The sequence below is a fragment of the Parapedobacter sp. 2B3 genome (assembly GCF_041925275.1).
Lineage (GTDB): Bacteria > Bacteroidota > Bacteroidia > Sphingobacteriales > Sphingobacteriaceae > Parapedobacter > Parapedobacter pyrenivorans_A.
Map to the genome: position 1 here is coordinate 76,701 of NZ_JBHEUZ010000003.1, position 16,017 is coordinate 92,717.

General features: G+C 44.8%; 22 protein-coding genes and 1 pseudogene. 18 read left to right on the forward strand and 5 right to left on the reverse strand.

The features are described 5' to 3' along the window. Positions 1-191: 191 nt before the first annotated feature. On the forward strand, positions 192-707 hold the full coding sequence (locus ACEVG1_RS04795) for a helix-turn-helix domain-containing protein (protein ID WP_374742428.1): 516 nt from the start codon (positions 192-194) through the stop codon (positions 705-707). Here the strand turns inward: ACEVG1_RS04795 and ACEVG1_RS04800 are convergent. From ACEVG1_RS04800 to ACEVG1_RS04815, 4 genes are all read right to left on the reverse strand, one after another. Next, positions 696-2,177 carry an IS66 family transposase gene (locus ACEVG1_RS04800; RefSeq protein WP_374742646.1) on the reverse strand — a complete coding sequence of 494 codons (1,482 nt, stop codon included), beginning with the start codon at positions 2,175-2,177 and terminating at the stop codon, positions 696-698. The genes ACEVG1_RS04795 and ACEVG1_RS04800 overlap by 12 nt on opposite strands. Before the next feature lie 147 nt (positions 2,178-2,324). Further along, positions 2,325-2,678 carry an IS66 family insertion sequence element accessory protein TnpB gene (gene tnpB / locus ACEVG1_RS04805; RefSeq protein WP_326329419.1) on the reverse strand — a complete coding sequence of 118 codons (354 nt, stop codon included), beginning with the start codon at positions 2,676-2,678 and terminating at the stop codon, positions 2,325-2,327. Further along, positions 2,678-2,965 (reverse strand): IS66 family insertion sequence element accessory protein TnpB, encoded by a 288-nt coding sequence (locus ACEVG1_RS04810; RefSeq protein WP_374742429.1) that lies wholly within the window; start codon positions 2,963-2,965, stop codon positions 2,678-2,680. The genes tnpB and ACEVG1_RS04810 overlap by 1 nt, the downstream gene beginning before the upstream one ends. A 34-nt stretch (positions 2,966-2,999) precedes the next feature. After that, positions 3,000-3,560: a hypothetical protein gene (locus tag ACEVG1_RS04815; RefSeq protein WP_374742430.1), complete on the reverse strand. Its 561-nt coding sequence runs from the start codon at positions 3,558-3,560 to the stop codon at positions 3,000-3,002. Here ACEVG1_RS04815 and ACEVG1_RS04820 point away from each other — a divergent pair. Together ACEVG1_RS04820 and istB are read left to right on the forward strand one after the other, a co-directional pair. Next, positions 3,534-4,121 (forward strand): hypothetical protein, encoded by a 588-nt coding sequence (locus ACEVG1_RS04820; RefSeq protein WP_374742431.1) that lies wholly within the window; start codon positions 3,534-3,536, stop codon positions 4,119-4,121. The genes ACEVG1_RS04815 and ACEVG1_RS04820 overlap by 27 nt on opposite strands. Positions 4,122-4,266: 145 nt before the next feature. After that, on the forward strand, positions 4,267-4,995 hold the full coding sequence (istB, locus tag ACEVG1_RS04825) for an IS21-like element helper ATPase IstB (protein ID WP_374742432.1): 729 nt from the start codon (positions 4,267-4,269) through the stop codon (positions 4,993-4,995). Between the two features lie 131 nt (positions 4,996-5,126). Here istB and ACEVG1_RS04830 read toward each other — a convergent pair. Then, positions 5,127-5,405: pseudogene (locus ACEVG1_RS04830) on the reverse strand (recombinase family protein); the annotation flags it as partial. Positions 5,406-5,541: 136 nt separating this feature from the next. Between ACEVG1_RS04830 and ACEVG1_RS04835 the strand changes: the two are divergent. The 15 genes from ACEVG1_RS04835 to ACEVG1_RS04905 all read left to right on the forward strand — a co-directional run bounded on the left by ACEVG1_RS04835 (position 5,542) and on the right by ACEVG1_RS04905 (position 16,016). Continuing rightward, positions 5,542-6,657 (forward strand): tRNA-dihydrouridine synthase, encoded by a 1,116-nt coding sequence (locus ACEVG1_RS04835; RefSeq protein WP_374742433.1) that lies wholly within the window; start codon positions 5,542-5,544, stop codon positions 6,655-6,657. 117 nt (positions 6,658-6,774) lie between these two features. Then, complete coding sequence (locus ACEVG1_RS04840) at positions 6,775-7,182, forward strand: RidA family protein (protein WP_374742434.1); 408 nt, start codon at positions 6,775-6,777, stop codon at positions 7,180-7,182. A 248-nt stretch (positions 7,183-7,430) separates the two neighbouring features. Continuing rightward, the gene (locus tag ACEVG1_RS04845) at positions 7,431-8,306 is read left to right on the forward strand and encodes a helix-turn-helix domain-containing protein (RefSeq protein ID WP_374742435.1); all 876 of its coding nucleotides are present in this window, start codon (positions 7,431-7,433) and stop codon (positions 8,304-8,306) included. Between the two features lie 344 nt (positions 8,307-8,650). Beyond that, on the forward strand, positions 8,651-9,292 hold the full coding sequence (locus ACEVG1_RS04850) for a hypothetical protein (RefSeq protein ID WP_374742436.1): 642 nt from the start codon (positions 8,651-8,653) through the stop codon (positions 9,290-9,292). A 25-nt stretch (positions 9,293-9,317) separates the two neighbouring features. Further along, the gene (locus tag ACEVG1_RS04855; RefSeq protein ID WP_374742437.1) at positions 9,318-10,214 is read left to right on the forward strand and encodes an NAD(P)-dependent oxidoreductase; all 897 of its coding nucleotides are present in this window, start codon (positions 9,318-9,320) and stop codon (positions 10,212-10,214) included. A 69-nt stretch (positions 10,215-10,283) separates the two neighbouring features. Next, positions 10,284-10,739 carry a DoxX family protein gene (locus ACEVG1_RS04860; RefSeq protein WP_374742438.1) on the forward strand — a complete coding sequence of 152 codons (456 nt, stop codon included), beginning with the start codon at positions 10,284-10,286 and terminating at the stop codon, positions 10,737-10,739. 12 nt (positions 10,740-10,751) lie between these two features. Continuing rightward, positions 10,752-11,387: a LysE family translocator gene (locus ACEVG1_RS04865; protein WP_374742439.1), complete on the forward strand. Its 636-nt coding sequence runs from the start codon at positions 10,752-10,754 to the stop codon at positions 11,385-11,387. A 19-nt stretch (positions 11,388-11,406) separates the two neighbouring features. Continuing rightward, on the forward strand, positions 11,407-11,844 hold the full coding sequence (locus ACEVG1_RS04870; RefSeq protein WP_374742440.1) for a carboxymuconolactone decarboxylase family protein: 438 nt from the start codon (positions 11,407-11,409) through the stop codon (positions 11,842-11,844). Between the two features lie 32 nt (positions 11,845-11,876). Beyond that, a complete protein-coding gene (locus ACEVG1_RS04875) occupies positions 11,877-12,473 on the forward strand; it encodes a hypothetical protein (protein WP_374742441.1) in 597 nt (198 codons plus the stop codon). 11 nt (positions 12,474-12,484) lie between these two features. Beyond that, complete coding sequence (locus ACEVG1_RS04880) at positions 12,485-12,922, forward strand: antibiotic biosynthesis monooxygenase (RefSeq protein ID WP_374742442.1); 438 nt, start codon at positions 12,485-12,487, stop codon at positions 12,920-12,922. A 102-nt stretch (positions 12,923-13,024) separates the two neighbouring features. Then, positions 13,025-13,390: a nuclear transport factor 2 family protein gene (locus tag ACEVG1_RS04885; RefSeq protein WP_374742443.1), complete on the forward strand. Its 366-nt coding sequence runs from the start codon at positions 13,025-13,027 to the stop codon at positions 13,388-13,390. A gap of 88 nt (positions 13,391-13,478) precedes the next feature. Then, positions 13,479-13,913, forward strand: a complete 435-nt coding sequence (locus ACEVG1_RS04890) for an alpha/beta fold hydrolase (RefSeq protein ID WP_374742444.1) — start codon at positions 13,479-13,481, stop codon at positions 13,911-13,913. Then, positions 13,904-14,509 (forward strand): alpha/beta fold hydrolase, encoded by a 606-nt coding sequence (locus ACEVG1_RS04895; protein WP_374742445.1) that lies wholly within the window; start codon positions 13,904-13,906, stop codon positions 14,507-14,509. The genes ACEVG1_RS04890 and ACEVG1_RS04895 overlap by 10 nt, the downstream gene beginning before the upstream one ends. Before the next feature lie 38 nt (positions 14,510-14,547). After that, the gene (locus ACEVG1_RS04900; protein ID WP_374742446.1) at positions 14,548-15,396 is read left to right on the forward strand and encodes a sigma-70 family RNA polymerase sigma factor; all 849 of its coding nucleotides are present in this window, start codon (positions 14,548-14,550) and stop codon (positions 15,394-15,396) included. 35 nt (positions 15,397-15,431) lie between these two features. Next, on the forward strand, positions 15,432-16,016 hold the full coding sequence (locus ACEVG1_RS04905) for an FMN-dependent NADH-azoreductase (RefSeq protein WP_374742447.1): 585 nt from the start codon (positions 15,432-15,434) through the stop codon (positions 16,014-16,016). Position 16,017 lies beyond the last annotated feature (1 nt).

Here is a 16,017-nt window from a genome sequence, read left to right on the forward strand (position 1 = left end):
TTAAGTAAAGTGACCCACCAATGCAGGTTTCCCCGCCGGGGGCTTCCATAGGTTGGCGTACCTTATTCTTACGTAAAGTGACCCACCCCCGTGATATCATCGATGGTTTTGGCAGACGATCCCTTATTTAGCCGTTTCATTAAACGCGATAAACAAAGGATTGTACGCCCATGAGCAGGAAACCATTAGCAATGAGCAGAATCAGACAGGTACTCGGTCTGTACCAGAACAATAGGACCATCCGGGAGATTGCGCGTATCACGGGCATCAGCCGCAACTCGGTGCGCAAGTACATCCGCGAGTACGGGGAATGTGAAGATATCACGGCCATTGACGATACGGCGCTGGGCAGCATCGTCCATCCCGCCGAGGCGGGGTCATTCAACAGTGAGCGGCACGTGGCGCTGGTGGAGCACTTCGGGAAAGAGAAAAGCCATCTGGTGAAACGGCGCGGCAACAAGCAGGTGATCTGGGAGGAATACCGCCTGGCACACCCCGACGGCTACAGCTATAGCCAGTACTGCCTGCTGTGGCGGCAGTACCTGAAGGGGATGGAGATCTCCCTTCCGCAGCATTACGGTCCCGGGGAGGTGGCCGAGATCGACTTTGCGGGCAGCAAACTGGGTTACGTGGACACGGAAACCGGCGAGGTGGTGGACTGTGATATCTTCCTTGGGGTGTATCCGCCCTATGAACTACATGTTTGATTCCTGGAGTTTTCTTTTATAATTCTGCGGATAGAGGTCTTTCAGGTTCTTGTGGTTTATGGCCATGATGTTTTCCAGCGTGTATTTCAGCCACTGGAAGGGATTCGCTTCGTGTTTTTTGCAGATGGCGAAGAATGAATAGATCATGGCGGCGCGTTGTGCCGCTTCATGGCTGCCGGCGAAGAGGTAGTTCTTCCGGCCGAGGGCAACAGGTCTTATTGCATTCTCGCATAGGTTATTGTCTATCTGCAGGTTCCCGTCATACAGGTAAGCCGATAGCGCATCCCACCTGGCATAGGCATAAGCCATGGCCTTGCCGATCTGGCTTTTGGGCAGGGTGGATTTTATTTCTTTAAAGATCCATTTACCCAATTCGTTGATTACCGGCAGCGAGTCGGTTAACCGGAGTTCCTTGATCTGATCGGCAGCCAACTTTTCCTCCCGGGCCTGTCTTTCTACGGCATACAGTTGCTGTATCATAAGAAGCGCTTTCTCTGCTCTGGGCCTGTCATTATCCAGAGCACGCTCAAACTCACGCCGCGCATGTGCCCAGCAGGCCAGGTGCGTGACATCCTTTTTGCGGCCATATTTCTCATAGACGGCATACCCATCGGTTTGCAGATAACCTTTGAAGGTATCCAGCAGCTTCTTTGCGGCCACCTGTCCGCGCGTGGGCTGGTAGTCAAACAATACCGTCCCGTCCAATGGGGCATGGTATACCCAATAATATCCTTGGTGGGCGGCGCCTTTCTTATCGCTGTCCAATACTTTTATCGGGGTCTCGTCAACCTGTAAATATCCTTTTGATTTCGTGTCGAAGATGAGCTGTTCGTACAGCGGGTGCAGTTTGATCAGTGCCTCCTTTGTCCAGCCTTCGATGGTCGAGGAAGGTATCCGGATGTTTTCCCGGGTGAAGATCTGTTTCTGGCGGTACAATGGCAGGTGGTCCATGTATTTTCCGGTCAGGATCATCGCCAGCAGGCCGGCTCCCGGTATCCCTTTGTCGATGACCCGCTCAGGGAGCTCACCGATCCGTACACCGTCGCCGTTTTTAGCAGCATATTTATAACGGATATAGCGTTTGATATAGAACTTTGCCGGCTCGCATTCAAGTTCTTCGGTCACCTCTTTCCCGATGCACACCATATCCGATAGGTCGCCTTCGGGGTGGATCTCGATCTCTTGGACAGGAAGGTGTTCCGGCAGTTTTGCACGCCCTTTGTGGTTTGGACGTTTACGGATATATTCGATCTTTTCCTTTACTTCTTCCTGCTGCTGTTCCACTTCAGAGGGTGCAGCATCGAAAGGCAGGCTCATCTGGGCCGGGTCGCCTTCAAAGCGTTCGCGGCTCTGGCCGAACTGCATGCGCTGCAGCATTTCTACACGGGCCCTGAGCTGGTCACGTTCCCGGGTGAGGGAATCGATCTTTTCATCCTTGTGGGCGGAGTCCTGCGTTAGGGAATCGACCATCCGTTGCTGCTCGGCAAGAGCCCGGTCACGGCTGGAAATAACCTTTAAAAGGTCTTCTTTTGACAGGTTTTCCAGTGCCGCTTGCATGGCATAAAAATACAGATAACCGGCGGGGTTTGCAAGTGAAAAACAATGTTTACAGCTATTTCATACCACTTTTTTAAGTGAGAACCGGTGCCGCCTGCGGCTCTTCTCCACAACGATCCCCTCAACCATCAGCACCAGTTCGCTCCAGTCGATCTCACCGTGCTTTCCACTGCTTTGCGGTAGCGGAAAGGTGCCGCCCTCCAGCCTTTTGTAATACAGCACAAACCCGCCGTGCTCCCAGTGCAGCAGTTTCATGTGGGTGCGCCGACGGTTCAGAAAGACGAACACATCCCCGCCTGTGGCCCCACGGCCTAAACCGGTGGACACCAGCCCGCAGAGCCCGTCAAATGATTTACGCATGTCACAATGGCCACCGTACAGGTAATAACGGTGCGAGGAACCCAAACTGAACATCAGCCAAGGGCAATCAGCCTGGACAATAATCCCAGGTCGGCAGACGGGACTTCCAGCCGTACGCCGTTGGGATAAATAACGGATAAAACAGCATGGCCCGATGGCCCCGAGGAGCCCATCGGGATAAAACGGCCTCCTCCGTCCGATTGGTCTTCTTTAAACCGGGCAATCCAGTAACCAAACTTGGAAAGGGTGACACCATGCTGCTGGCAGAATTCATTCCGGGTCAATCCGCTCTCGCGCCACTGGCGGACAAGGGTGAACATGTAGTCTCTACGCTCTTTCATAATCATATTATTTTGGGCGTAAAGCTACGGGCACTCAGTTAATCAGGAAATATGTACTTGGTAGGGCGGATACCTTGGGGTGATGGTCTTCTCCGGGCTTGTGTTCTGCCGGGCGGTGCTGACCCAGCAGTTTCCCGAAGTAGCCGCTTGCATCGGCCGGATGCTGGCCGCATTCGGCGGTGTGCCCACGGGCTATATCATCTGCGACAACATGGCCACGCTGGTCAAAAAAGCCGGCCGGGAGGAACCCGTGCTCACGGATGCCTGCGAGCAGATGGCCGAACATTACGGTACATGCTTTTCCCCCACGCGCCCGTACGAGCCCAAGGACAAGCCGTATATCGAACGCAGCGTATCGATCGCCTACGACCGCATCTACACGCCGCTGCGCCACCGGGCCTTCCGCAGCCTTGCCGAACTCAATGCGGCCATCACCGCACAGGTGGAAAAGCTCAACGCCAGGCCGTTCCGTAAGTCGCCCCTGAGCCGCAGGCAGCTGTTCACCGAACACGAACGGCCATTGCTCAGACCGATGCCCGCTTCCCTGTTCACCCCGCGCCTGCTGCGCATGGCAACGGTGGGAAAGAACAACCATGTGTACATCATCCACGAGACCAGCAAAGTGATGTACCATTACAGCGTGCCCTGGCAGTACATCGGCCAGCGCGTGCGGATCTATTACGATCCTAATACGGTTGAGGTCTACCTGGATGACCTGACGCGCCAGCGCATAGCCGTGCACCGCAGGGAGGGCACGGCGATCTATACCACGGTCGGGGAACACGTCCCACCGTCGCACCGGGCCATCGTGGCCCAAAGGGGATGGACCAACGACTATTTCTACCGGATAGCCGATGCCATCGGCCCCTGCACACGGCTGGCCATCGAGCGTATCATCGCCCGGTACCCGAACCGCACGCAGGCCTACCGCACCTGCATCGCCCTGGTCAAGCTCAACCAGAAGGATGGTTTCTCGGGCCGGTTGGAAGCGGCGTGCAGGCGGCTGGAATACGTGGAAAAGCCCTCGCTGAATATGGTGAAGAACATATTGGCCAAAGGGCTGGACAGGGCACCGGCCGACCTGTTCTCAGAGCAGGGGGACAAACCCGTCCAGCCCCCGCACGGCAATATCAGGGGGAAGGATGCCTACCGGTGACCACATCGGAGACGGCCGTGCCTCCGGCGGGCGCTCGCCGCGCGGGCAGGTTATGGTTGATGGCCCGGGGTGGCGGCATTTTATTGATAAATGGCACCGGTAAATAATCAATGGATTACATGTTAAACAATAAAACAGCAATGCAATGAACAATGAAGCAACTTTACAGCAGCTCAGGGAGCTGAAACTGCGCGGCATGGCCGCCGCCTACCAGCAGCAGCTGGAACTGCCCGTGGACAGGCAATTGGAAGCCCATGAACTGATGGCCCACCTCGCACAGAGTGAAGCATTGAACCGCAAGAGCGAACGGGCGGCCAGCTACCTAAGAATGGCCGGACTGCGGCTGAACGCACAGCCCGAAAGCGTGATCTGCTCGCAGGAACGGAACTTCAGCAAACAGCAGCTGGCAACGCTGCTGGAGGGAACCTACATCCGCCAGGCACAGCCCGTGCTGATCAGCGGTCCGGCTGGAGCCGGAAAATCGCATCTGGCCTGCGCATTGGGTTACCAGGCATGTTCACAGGGTTACAAAACCCTTTACATGAACATGAACAAACTCATCGAGAAAATAACCATGGCGAAACTGGAAGGCACCTACCTCAATCTGCTGGCCAAAATGGAACGCATACCGCTGATCATCCTGGACGACTTCGGCCTGCAGGTGATGCCGACCGAAGTCAAGCTCGCCCTGCTGCAGATTATGGAAGACCGCTATGAGCGTAAGTCAATCATCGTGGCCAGCCAGATGCCCGTGGGAAGCTACCACGATTACCTGAACGACCCCGCCGTGGCCGACGCATTCCTTGACAGACTGACAGCAAATGCACACCGTATCGAGCTGAAAGGCGATTCACTCAGAGGAAAAAAATTATAGTTGGCACTATCCGGATATTAGTGTTATTATTGATAATAGAAACCGTTCTTTGATGTCTTCGGGGGGTGGGTCAAATTATAAGAATGGGGGGTCAAATAAATCGGAATAGACATTTCGGGGGGAATTATAGCGGTTTCGGCTTTGAACCGTACTCCGCAGGAGGAAGTGCAATGATAGTAGTAATAGTAATTGCCCATCTTGCCCTTTGAGGCACTTCCTGTGAGCATCCTATTACAATTAGGGTTAGGGCATTTAATAAACCCTCTAAGCGGTAGATTGTCCATAGCCACGATTTTAGGCTTTACAGCCCTCTTTCTCCCATCGAGAATATCCTGTACATCCGCAAACGTCTTTTCGCTGATTAATGGCTCATGTTGTCCTTTGACAAAATATCCCTTTTCCTCTTTGTATATCTGATTGCATCGTATTTGGGTGTATCAGCTGAATTTATAAGCCGCATTAAGAAAAAAAATAAACCGTCTTGACCTAGATCAATTTTTTCTCCATCAATTACCGTCAACTTTGCTTCATAATATTAAGAAGCAAATGAAACATCATCCTATTTTTCAGAACGCCATTACATGGCAAAGAGAATTGATCAACCGGACGGTAGTTGCCCCCATGTCACGCGTGAGCGCTACGACGGACGGCTTGGCTACGGACGAAATGAAAGACTATTATTCCGCATTTGCAATTGGAGGATTTGCAGTTATCATTACCGAGGGTATCTACACTGATGTATACGGTAGCCAGAGTTATAACAACCAACCTGCACTTGTAAACGAAGAGCAAAGCGCTTCTTGGGAAAAGGTAACCCGTGCTGTCCATCAATCTCCCTCCCTTATTTTCGCTCAGTTGATGCACGCAGGTGCTTTATCGCAATATAGTGAGAACACCTTAGCTCCGTCTGCCCTAAAGCCTATTGGCACAAAGATGTCTTCCTACGGTGGCGAGGGGACATTTCCTACCCCTAAAGAAATGGACTCGATGGATATTGAAAGAATGAAACAGGGCTTTATCAATGGAGCTGTAAACGCTTATAAGGCAGGCTTTGACGGCGTAGAAATTCACGGGGCAAATGGTTATTTGTTAGACCAGTTCCTCACACCGGAACTGAACCACAGAAACGACCAATATGGTGGCACTATGCAGAACCGTTTCCGTGTTATTGCTGAAATTATTGCTGGTATAAAGGCTTCCGTGCCACAGAGTTTCATTGTCGGTTTACGGGTTTCAGAGGGGAAAGTAAATGACCTTACCTACCGTTGGAAACATGGTATTGAAACAGCTAAAGAACTGGCAGAAGAAATAAAGGTGAGCAAACCCGATTTTGTTCACGTAGCGGTGCAGACGGGCGAATGGGAACGGGACAGCTTTTTTGGAGACGGAATATCATTGGTATCGGTTATCCGGCAGGCAACGGGCATTCCTGTAATCGCCAACGGTGGTTTCCACAATCTTGATAAAGCAGAAGTTGCCTTGAAGGACAACCACGCAACGCTGATCGCTATCGGAAAAGCAGCCTTAGCAGATCCCCATTGGGTGATGAAAACCATGAACGGACTACCGTTGATTTCTTTTCACCGTGAAATGTTATGGCCGGAGGCAACCCTTAGCTATACCCGTAAAATCGTCAAAGAATTAAATCTTGAAAATAGTTAGAAAGAAAACAATGAAAATGAACAGATTCTTGATAATTGGGACTTTACTTTCAGTATATACATCACAGGAAAAACGCTCACAGAAAGAAACACATCGATAACTTTAAATAAATTAAAAATGAAAATTTCACAGATTAAAATTACGCCGGACGCTTATGAACCATTCCGTCTGGCACAGGGACATCGTGTTGGCGATTTGTTGTTTATTTCGGGACAGACCGCTATTGGCAAGAAAGGAAACCTGATAGGCATAGGTGACTTTGATGCACAGGCAAAAATGGCTTTTGAAAATCTGGACAAGGTATTGAAAGCTGGTGGTTCAAGTTTGAAAAACGTGGTTAAGGTCACTATCATGCTCCGTGACATGAAGAACTTTGAGAAGATTGTCGAATTGAGAGGCAAATACTTTACCCCCCCTTATCCGGCCGATACTATTTTTGAAGTATCCTCATTGTTTTCACCGGATGCATTGATTGAGATTGAAGCCATTGCTGTGGCTGATGCGGCGGCAGATTGGGAAAAGTAATACGAAAATAAAACCAGTCACAGTAAGGAGTGGATAAGTAGTATCTACTCCTTGTTTATTCTGGACATTTATATACAATGAATTATAAATAACCATACATTATCAAGTGATAATAATTGCGTATTTTAGTATTTTCTGATATACTAAGTTTGACATGAGAATAAACTTTACATTTCATAATTATCATTTTTCAATCTGGACGGAAAAGCATTCCCTGGACTATATACTAATTTTTAGACATCTTCCTTATGATACAAAAATATTCAGATAACTTTGATCTGCTCCGATATTTAAGGTCTCAAAAAAATGATGGCCATATAGCGCCTTATTATCTGGCATCAAAAACGTGTCTTGAAGACTTGAAAATCACCAATCCCTTTAAAAACTACTTTTATACTATCGGTCTGTATTATGGTGAAGGAGCTCGCATCAGGATAGGCACTACCGATTATGATTTAACACGAGGAAGCCTGTTGACGATTGGCCCCGGAATGACCTGTCAATGGCTCAATACCAGTTTTCCCTCAAATGACACGTTGTTTTTTTATGATGATATTTTTGTAAATAATTTCAGCAGGTCATTTTTCTATTCCCTCGAATTTTTTTGCCCCGATGAAAAGAGTGTAATGCAACTCTCCGACAGGCAATTCGAGGAAATGCAACAGCTTTTCAGCACACTTCGGGCAATAGCTGATAAGCCCGAAGCAGTATCGGGAATACTATATTCGATCCTGATCATTTCACAGAAATATTTCTGGAACCTGTACCGGGGCAATAAAAAGGAACTCAACGGTAAAGAACATACCGTTGTAAAGTTTAGAGAATTAGTTTCAAAGAATTTCTCGCAGTTTAAAGATGTTGCTTTTTATGCAGAACAGTTGCATATATCCCCAAAATACCTGAGCGAAATATTAGTTGAATACACCGGGCTTTCGGCGAAAAAATGGATTGAGTTCCATATCATGCAGGAGGCAAAGTACCTGTTGAGCTTTTGGAATATGTCTGTCAAGGAAGTGTCTTTTCAACTTGGCTATACAGACTCTTCCCATTTTTCCCGTGCATTCAGAAGCTACGAAGGCCAGCTCCCCACTGAGTTCAAAAATACAATTGAAATACCTGCATAATCGCGGGTTCTACATCAAAAACAGAAAAAACTACATTTTTTGCCGTCATACTTACAGTATTGACGGCCAGGCTCCTTCATATCTTCGTATGGTATTACAGAAAACGTACAATGAAGTTTAGATAAGATGTTCTATCGGGAATGTAAATGCTATCACAAATGCCCGTTTCCAGCATATCAGTATTTCTTTCGTTACGAAAAGATATGACAAATCGCCTACGGAAGAAAATATCCTGAATAGGCTGTCACGTTTTCAGCACTTCATGTGTCAATATATTAAACGGTGGTTGGCTGTAATAATTATCTAAGCACAACCTAACAAAAAAAAGAAATTTGAAGGGAACGATGAAAGAAACAACAATAATAAAACACTTGCTGGCCTGTTTATTTTTCAGCATGTGCTACTTGCACATCGAGGCGCAAGTCCCTGTGGAAATCACTGCAGGGCATTCGAGTTATTATTATCAGCATATGTTTTCCGGTAAAATCATTGCGGAAAAGCCGTTTGGATTTTTTAATACGTCTTCTATTTTGCTTCCTTACGACAAAAAACGCGGGATTGAAGTGATGAGCCAATCGTATCTTACTTACGAAATAAATAAACGCTGGGCAACCGGTTTGGGTTCTATCTATGCACCGGGAAATCGGTTTGTGCCTTCGGCTTTTGTTTGGTATTTCAATAAAAAAAATGACTTATCGTATCTCATTTTTACGAGAATGGATGTTTGGTCTAAACCCAGTCTTGAGCTGTTCGGTTCTGTGGAATATCAAGGCAGCAAAAATCAGGATTTTAATCTTTATGCGCGTTTGCAGCTTCAATATATTACTTCAATGCATTGGAACGGGCACTTAAAGAGCGTGCAATATGCAAGATTGGGAGTGGACAATAATGGTGTACAATATGGTTTAGGTGTAAACTTTGACCAATACGGCCCAAATACTGAACACTACAGCAACTTTGGACTTTTTGTGCGAAGAGTATTCTAACAGAACTTTTAAAATACAATTAAATATGAATATAGATAAACTCAAAACAGAAACACCTCACAATAAGAGCGTAACGGTACTTGGATTGGGTAAGATGGGAGCCGCGATAGCCCATACATTTATCAATCAAGGTTATGATACGGTTGTGTGGAACCGAAATGCTGAAAAATGTAAACCACTAGTTGAAGCAGGTGGAGCGGGTATAGAAATACTTAGTGAGGCAGTTGCTGCCAGTAAACAGGTTGTGATCTGCCTGTTAAACAATACTGCAGTAGATGAAGTGCTTAGACAGCTAACTGGTGAGGTTGCTGGAAAAGTATTCATCAATTTAACGAGCGGTACTCCTGCTCAGGCTCGTGTTTTTGCGGAGTGGGCAGAGAGACATAACGCTTCCTATATCGACGGAAAAATCTTGGCCGACCCAATAGACATCGGAACCGCCAAAGCACAGTTATTATTCAGTGGTAAGCCAACCGTTTTTGATACGCAGTATTCGCTGTTGGAAAAACTAGGTATCATTACTTACTACGGGGAGGACGCAGGAGCCGCGGCTGTAGATTTTTTAGCGCAGGTAGCTATTGGCTATGAATTTTTAATAGGTTTTTTGCATACCCTTCAATTGGTGCATCAGGAAGGAGTGGATTTGGCCGCTTTTGCACATCGGGTTGCGGGCACGCTACAGGGCTATGGCCCGCTGCTGTCCCTAATGGTCAATGAAATTAAGTTGGGTACATACCAGCCCGACTTAGGGCCGCTTCAGGTTCAAGCCGCGATGTTTGATGACCTCATCAATCATCGAAAATCAAAAAATGTGGAAACTCTGCGCATGCAAGAAATCAAAAACCTCATGGACCGTAGAATAGCTGATGGGCATGGAGCGCAGGGATTTTCGAGTTTATTCGAACTACTAGGGAAACAATAGCAATTACCAGCATTGACCACAATATTTAAAGGGGATACAAACAAGATATAACTAGAATAAAAAAGGAAAATGATGAAACAGAGATTTTTTAATACGCACAATGATTATACAGGTCTGATCATTCGACTGACAATCGGTATCGTTATGTTTCCACACGGGGCGCGGGCTATGCTGGGCTGGTTTGGTGGCTTTGGGTTTACCCAAACTTTGGAGGGTTTGCAACAGATGGGACACCCGTGGCTGGTGGGGCTATTAGTTATTTTAATAGAGTTCTTTGCACCCATTTTTATAATAATGGGCTTTGCCTCCCGTTTTTGGGCGATCGCAATGGGAGGTCTTTTTACAGGGATCATTTTATTGGGAGGACATCTCGAGCATGGATTTTTCATGAACTGGTTTGGTGATAAGGAAGGTGAAGGATTCGAATATCACTTACTGATGATTGGCTTATGTCTGGCACTATTCATTCAGGGAAGTGGAAAATATTCACTGGACAATTTGATATCCAAAAAACTCACGGCTTAAATTTAAACAACGATGATCCCGATTCATGAACTTTTATGGTTTGCTTTGGCTGCCTTCCTGATGGTCATCAGCCCGGGGCCGAATATGATTTATCTTATTTCAAGAAGCATTACGCAGGGTAAAACAGCCGGGCTTGTTTCACTAGTTGGCGTTATCTGTGGTTTTTTATTTCATATCGTCCTGGCGGGATTTGGATTGACGGCTATATTACTGGCTGTTCCCTTTGCATACGGGATACTGAAAATTTCGGGCGCTATTTACTTGTTGTATTTGGCGTATAAGGCCATTAAACCCAATGGCAAAACATTTTTTGAAGTGAATGAGCATATTCCGAAAGACAAGCCTCGAAAACTGTTCCTGATGGGCTTTTTAACCAATCTGTTGAATCCTAAAATGGCTGTATTTTACCTGTCTTTTTTCCCTCAATTTATCAAACCGGAATATGGATCTATATTAGGTCAGAGTATGGCATTGGGTATTACACAGATTTCTATCAGCTTCACTATCAATTTTGTTATTGTAATGACCGCTGCAAAAATGGCTTCTTTCCTTACAAGAAATCCACTTTGGGTAAGGACGCAAAAATGGTGTATGGCCAGTGTACTGACTTTTTTAGCCATAAAAATGGTGCTTTCAAAAGCTAAATAATGACAAACAAAAAATAAATATGGAAAACAGAATAGACATACAGCAGCTTGAGCCGGATGCATTCAAGGCAATGTTCGCTCTGGAAAATTACCTGCACAATTCAGGACTTTCTAAAACACATTTCTATCTGATTAAAATTCGTGCTTCGCAAATCAACGGTTGTGCTTTTTGTATCAACATGCACACTTCGGATGCATTAAAGCAGGGTGAAACCGCACAGCGAATTTTCCTGCTCAACGCCTGGAAAGAAACCGGATTATTTACCAAGGAAGAGAAAACAATTTTAGCTATAACCGAGGAAGTAACCTTAATCAGCCAAAACGGGTTAAGCGATGAAACGTACAGACAGGCCGAACAACTTTTTGATGGAAACCAGATTGCACAGATCATAATGGCGGTTGTTACGATAAATGCATGGAATAGGATTGTAATCAGCACCAAGAAAACGGTAGTATAAAAAGAATAATGAACTAAAAATGATACTCAATTATGAAAACAATCCCTAAACCATTCAAAATCCTAGTATCCGTCCTTGTAGTTTCCAATGTCGTGTTGATGATTTGTATCGTCTACCTATATTTAAATAACAGGCCAAACTTTAATGCAGAAAGAATAAATATCAATGATGCTTCGGGAAAAAATCGTGTCGTTATTGCAAACACAGACCATATTCCCGAGCCCATTATTGATGGAAAAACGTATAAAAGAGCTTACGCCCCAGCAGGTCTTATATTCTATGACAAGAACGGCGACGAAAGAGGCGGTCTTGCTATTACCGATAATGAGCAGACTAACTTAAATGCCCTATCATTCGATTACCAGAATGCAGATGCCATTGGAATTCTCGCACAGGATAATAAAAGCGACAATTATTTCAGGGCTGGGCTGGTGATAAATGACAAAGACCTGTCGGGGAAACCCGGACATAATATCAACCGTATCAACCTGATAACGGAAAATGGTAATGCGGCTTTGGTAATGAAGAATAACAATGAAATACCGAGAATTATTCTAAAGGTTGATAGTGTGGGCAACCCGTCCATCGAAATGTTTGACAAAGACGGTAAGCTGAACTGGAAACAATAAACTCAAGCCTTATGAAACAGACATTAAAAACCGTCATCCTTATCATACCCATTCTTATGGCGGTGAATACTTTTGGTCAACATCAAAATCAAGTCAAAATGGAACAGAATAACGGAGAAGAGCGTACTGTTACGGAACATGTCGCCGTCATCGATAAAATCAGCATTCCCAAAAAAGCTATCGCGGAGTATTCCCAAAAATCGCTTTTCATCAGAAATACACTTCGGCAGCAGCCCGGCTTTGTAAAATATGAAATCTTTCAACAGACAGGCGATAGTGGAGACCTTCGGGTTATTACGGTTGCCACTTGGGCAGACCGACAGCGGATGGACGATGCCAGAGTGGTCATACGGGAGGCAATGCAAAAAGCAGGGATTAAAATGCCCGCCTTTTTAGAACAACATGGTATTACGATGGAAAGGGGGATTTATCAGATGGTCGAGGAGTAAGTCTTATAGATTTATAGCAGACTTGATAATTATAGAAAGTATAAAACAGGACAGGAAATCAGCACAAACAGAAGTTTAATGCATATTAATAATGACTAAGAAATGATAACAAAGGACGAAATTTTAAATCTAGAGAACACACTTTACGAAGCCATCAAAAATAGGGATACGGAAGTACTCGACAACCTATTGCATGCTGATTTGCTTTTTATAATTCCCAATGGTCAGACGATAACCAAAGAAATGGATCTGCAGACCTATCGTGAAGGGAATTTAAAAGTCGAGGAACTCATTCCCAAAGTAGAAGAACTGAATATCATAGCTGATCTGGCTGTCATTACTTTGCAGATGGAATTAAAAGGAAATTATAAGAATGAGCCTTTTGAAGCTAATTATAGATATATCCGTTTTTGGAAAAAGTTTCCTGAAGGTATAAAAGTAGTTGGTGGAAGCGGAATGGCTATTTAATTAAAAGCCGATAAAACAGTTAGAACTGGAATCGGCAAAATAGTGAATTTATAATAGAGATACGTTTATGTTTCTATTTGCACTTTAGATGAATAAGATGAAAGAAAAGTTCCTCATAACCTTGATAATTACCTCAATCAGCTGGCAGTTTTGTACAGCCCAAATTAATTCCATCAATGAATACAACCGTATTGAATTAAATGGTGTCAGGCACAGCGTATTTATTAAAGGGGAAAATGCCCTGAACCCTGTTTTGCTCATATTGCACGGTGGCCCTGGGTTTTCTGATTTTTATTTTTGGCAAACACACAATAAGGAACTGGAACAGCGCTTCACGGTGGTTACATACGACCAAAGGGGAACGGGTTTATCCTACAACGATACCCTGCCTCCCGGAAGCATCACTATTGAACAGCTGGAAGATGATGCGCTAAGTTTAATACATATTCTTAAAGAGCGTTTTAAGAAAGAGAAAATATATTTGGTTGGTTATTCTTTTGGTTCTATTATGGCATGCATCTGATTCAAAAGTATCCATCGCTATTTCAGGCTTATATTGGCGTGGGACAGGTTACCAGTATGTATTTGAATGAAAAGGTTTCGCTCGATTATTCAATTCAACAGGCCAGGTTAAAAAAAGACAGCGTAGCAATGGCTCAATTGCAAAAACTCCGTAAGCATTACCCGTCCCGCTCAAAAAATGAAATATCACACCTGTATTTATCAAGAAAATGGCTCCGGCACTTTCATGGTGATTTTTGTGAAGGTACCAATGTTGGCCAGCTCTATAAAAATATGGATTCCTTTGCCACGCGATATTACAAAGATAGCCTGATAGCTAAGGGACAAGCCTTCACAATGAATGCCATGTGGGATGAAGTAATGCAGGTAGATTTATTTAAAACGGTTCGGGAAGTAAAAGTCCCCGTTTACTTTATCGCAGGGCGGTGTGACTATAATACCCCCTCCACACTTGCTTATAAATTTTTCAGGAAACTAAAAGCGCCTCAAAAACAATTCATCTGGTTTGAAAACTCAGGGCATTATGCAGCTTTTGTAGAACCGGAAAAATTTAATAGGATTATGGTGCAGGAAGTTCTGGCCGATAAAGGAACATAAAGCCTGAAATTTGCTAATATCAAAAATAGAATAAAAAGATGGAGAAACATTATAATAAGTTATTGACCTATGCCTACAATATTGTCGGTTCTTATGAAGATGCGAAAGATCTGGTACAGGATGTACTGGAAAAATACATTACATTGGATAAATCGAGCATCCGCCACGAATCCAACTTTCTGATTAAAAGCACGATTAATCATGCCATAAATTTTAAAACCCGCCAAAGTAAAAAAGAAGTTTTCGGCGAATGGCTCCCCGAACCTGTTTCTTTTGAAAATGCCGATGCAAAACTTATTAGGGACGAAACGGCAAGCTATACCATGCTCGTGCTGTTCGAGTACCTGAACCCAAAAGAAAGAGCGGCCTACATTTTGAAAGAGGGCTTCGATTATTCGCATGCAGAGATAGCCGAACTGCTTGAAATAAGCACCGAAAATTCACGTCAGCTATTAAGCAGGGCCAACAAACAATTGAAAGACAGTAAATACTCAAGTTATAGCCCACATTTGGGTCACTCATTTGAGACTGTAGGCAGGTACCAGAAAGCGTTGGCTCAGGCTGACATCGTGGAATTGCAGAACTTATTGGTAGACGACATAAAACTCAGTGCCGACGGAGGTACGAAGGTGCAGGTAGTGAGCGGTTCGGAAATAGGGAAAACAGCCACGGCCACTTTATTGGTTTATGTACAGCAGCATTTTCTGATGGGAAAAACATATACCTTTCAATTTTTCAATCATCAACCTGCTATCTGCTTTTGGGAGCATGAAAAGCTCCATAACTGTCATATACTCCAATTAAGTGAAGATGGATTGATCCAGGAAATATATTCCATTGTAGACCCGGATAAGCTAAAAAATATTACCAAGCTGTCACATATTTAGTACTCAAATGGTCTTCCATAGAAATAGTAAAAAAGATGAAGACATTATTGAGAATTGACAGTAGCTTACGTTTAAAAAACTCCTATTCCCGCAATGCGGGAGACAATTTTGTACGGGCATGGAAAGAACTGAATCCGGAAGGGAGCATCAGTATACGGGAAGTAGGCACCTCCCACATTCCTCATCTTGAGCAGGAAGTACTTGAGAAATTTTATACTACCGGGGATACTTCAGACCGCCTAAAATTGTCTGACCAGTTGATAGCAGAACTATTCGGGTGTGATGAAATCCTTATCACAGTGCCTATGTATAATTTTGGCATACCCTCTTCGCTGAAAGCGTATTTCGACCTTGTGCTGCGGACAGGTAAAACTTTCAGATACGACGGGGAAAAGGCAATCGGATTGCTTAAGAATAAAAAAGCATACGTTCTCTCCGCTATGGGGGAACTGGATTCAGCTTTGCCCAATCTAGTGGAAATGCATCTGCAGCAGATATTGAACTTTATTGGCATTAGGGAAATTTACTATTATTCATTGGACGGAACGGATGATAAAGAATCTGTCAAACAACAACTAAACCATCAAAAAGAATTATTTACGAACATCTTAAACAAATAAA

Coding starts and splice junctions, on each gene's coding strand:
- ACEVG1_RS04865 (WP_374742439.1), top strand. CDS start 10,752: ATGATCCCGATTCATGAACTTTTATGGTTTGCTTTGGCTGCCTTCCTG.
- ACEVG1_RS04855 (WP_374742437.1), top strand. CDS start 9,318: ATGAATATAGATAAACTCAAAACAGAAACACCTCACAATAAGAGCGTA.
- ACEVG1_RS04800 (WP_374742646.1), bottom strand. CDS start 2,177: ATGGTCGATTCCCTAACGCAGGACTCCGCCCACAAGGATGAAAAGATC.
- ACEVG1_RS04835 (WP_374742433.1), top strand. CDS start 5,542: ATGAAACATCATCCTATTTTTCAGAACGCCATTACATGGCAAAGAGAA.
- ACEVG1_RS04860 (WP_374742438.1), top strand. CDS start 10,284: ATGATGAAACAGAGATTTTTTAATACGCACAATGATTATACAGGTCTG.
- ACEVG1_RS04900 (WP_374742446.1), top strand. CDS start 14,548: ATGGAGAAACATTATAATAAGTTATTGACCTATGCCTACAATATTGTC.
- tnpB (WP_326329419.1), bottom strand. CDS start 2,678: ATGTTCAGTTTGGGTTCCTCGCACCGTTATTACCTGTACGGTGGCCAT.
- istB (WP_374742432.1), top strand. CDS start 4,267: ATGAACAATGAAGCAACTTTACAGCAGCTCAGGGAGCTGAAACTGCGC.
- ACEVG1_RS04845 (WP_374742435.1), top strand. CDS start 7,431: ATGATACAAAAATATTCAGATAACTTTGATCTGCTCCGATATTTAAGG.
- ACEVG1_RS04895 (WP_374742445.1), top strand. CDS start 13,904: ATGCATCTGATTCAAAAGTATCCATCGCTATTTCAGGCTTATATTGGC.
- ACEVG1_RS04890 (WP_374742444.1), top strand. CDS start 13,479: ATGAATAAGATGAAAGAAAAGTTCCTCATAACCTTGATAATTACCTCA.
- ACEVG1_RS04885 (WP_374742443.1), top strand. CDS start 13,025: ATGATAACAAAGGACGAAATTTTAAATCTAGAGAACACACTTTACGAA.
- ACEVG1_RS04875 (WP_374742441.1), top strand. CDS start 11,877: ATGAAAACAATCCCTAAACCATTCAAAATCCTAGTATCCGTCCTTGTA.
- ACEVG1_RS04850 (WP_374742436.1), top strand. CDS start 8,651: ATGAAAGAAACAACAATAATAAAACACTTGCTGGCCTGTTTATTTTTC.
- ACEVG1_RS04880 (WP_374742442.1), top strand. CDS start 12,485: ATGAAACAGACATTAAAAACCGTCATCCTTATCATACCCATTCTTATG.
- ACEVG1_RS04870 (WP_374742440.1), top strand. CDS start 11,407: ATGGAAAACAGAATAGACATACAGCAGCTTGAGCCGGATGCATTCAAG.
- ACEVG1_RS04795 (WP_374742428.1), top strand. CDS start 192: ATGAGCAGAATCAGACAGGTACTCGGTCTGTACCAGAACAATAGGACC.
- ACEVG1_RS04820 (WP_374742431.1), top strand. CDS start 3,534: ATGGCAACGGTGGGAAAGAACAACCATGTGTACATCATCCACGAGACC.
- ACEVG1_RS04815 (WP_374742430.1), bottom strand. CDS start 3,560: ATGGTTGTTCTTTCCCACCGTTGCCATGCGCAGCAGGCGCGGGGTGAA.
- ACEVG1_RS04840 (WP_374742434.1), top strand. CDS start 6,775: ATGAAAATTTCACAGATTAAAATTACGCCGGACGCTTATGAACCATTC.
- ACEVG1_RS04905 (WP_374742447.1), top strand. CDS start 15,432: ATGAAGACATTATTGAGAATTGACAGTAGCTTACGTTTAAAAAACTCC.
- ACEVG1_RS04810 (WP_374742429.1), bottom strand. CDS start 2,965: ATGAAAGAGCGTAGAGACTACATGTTCACCCTTGTCCGCCAGTGGCGC.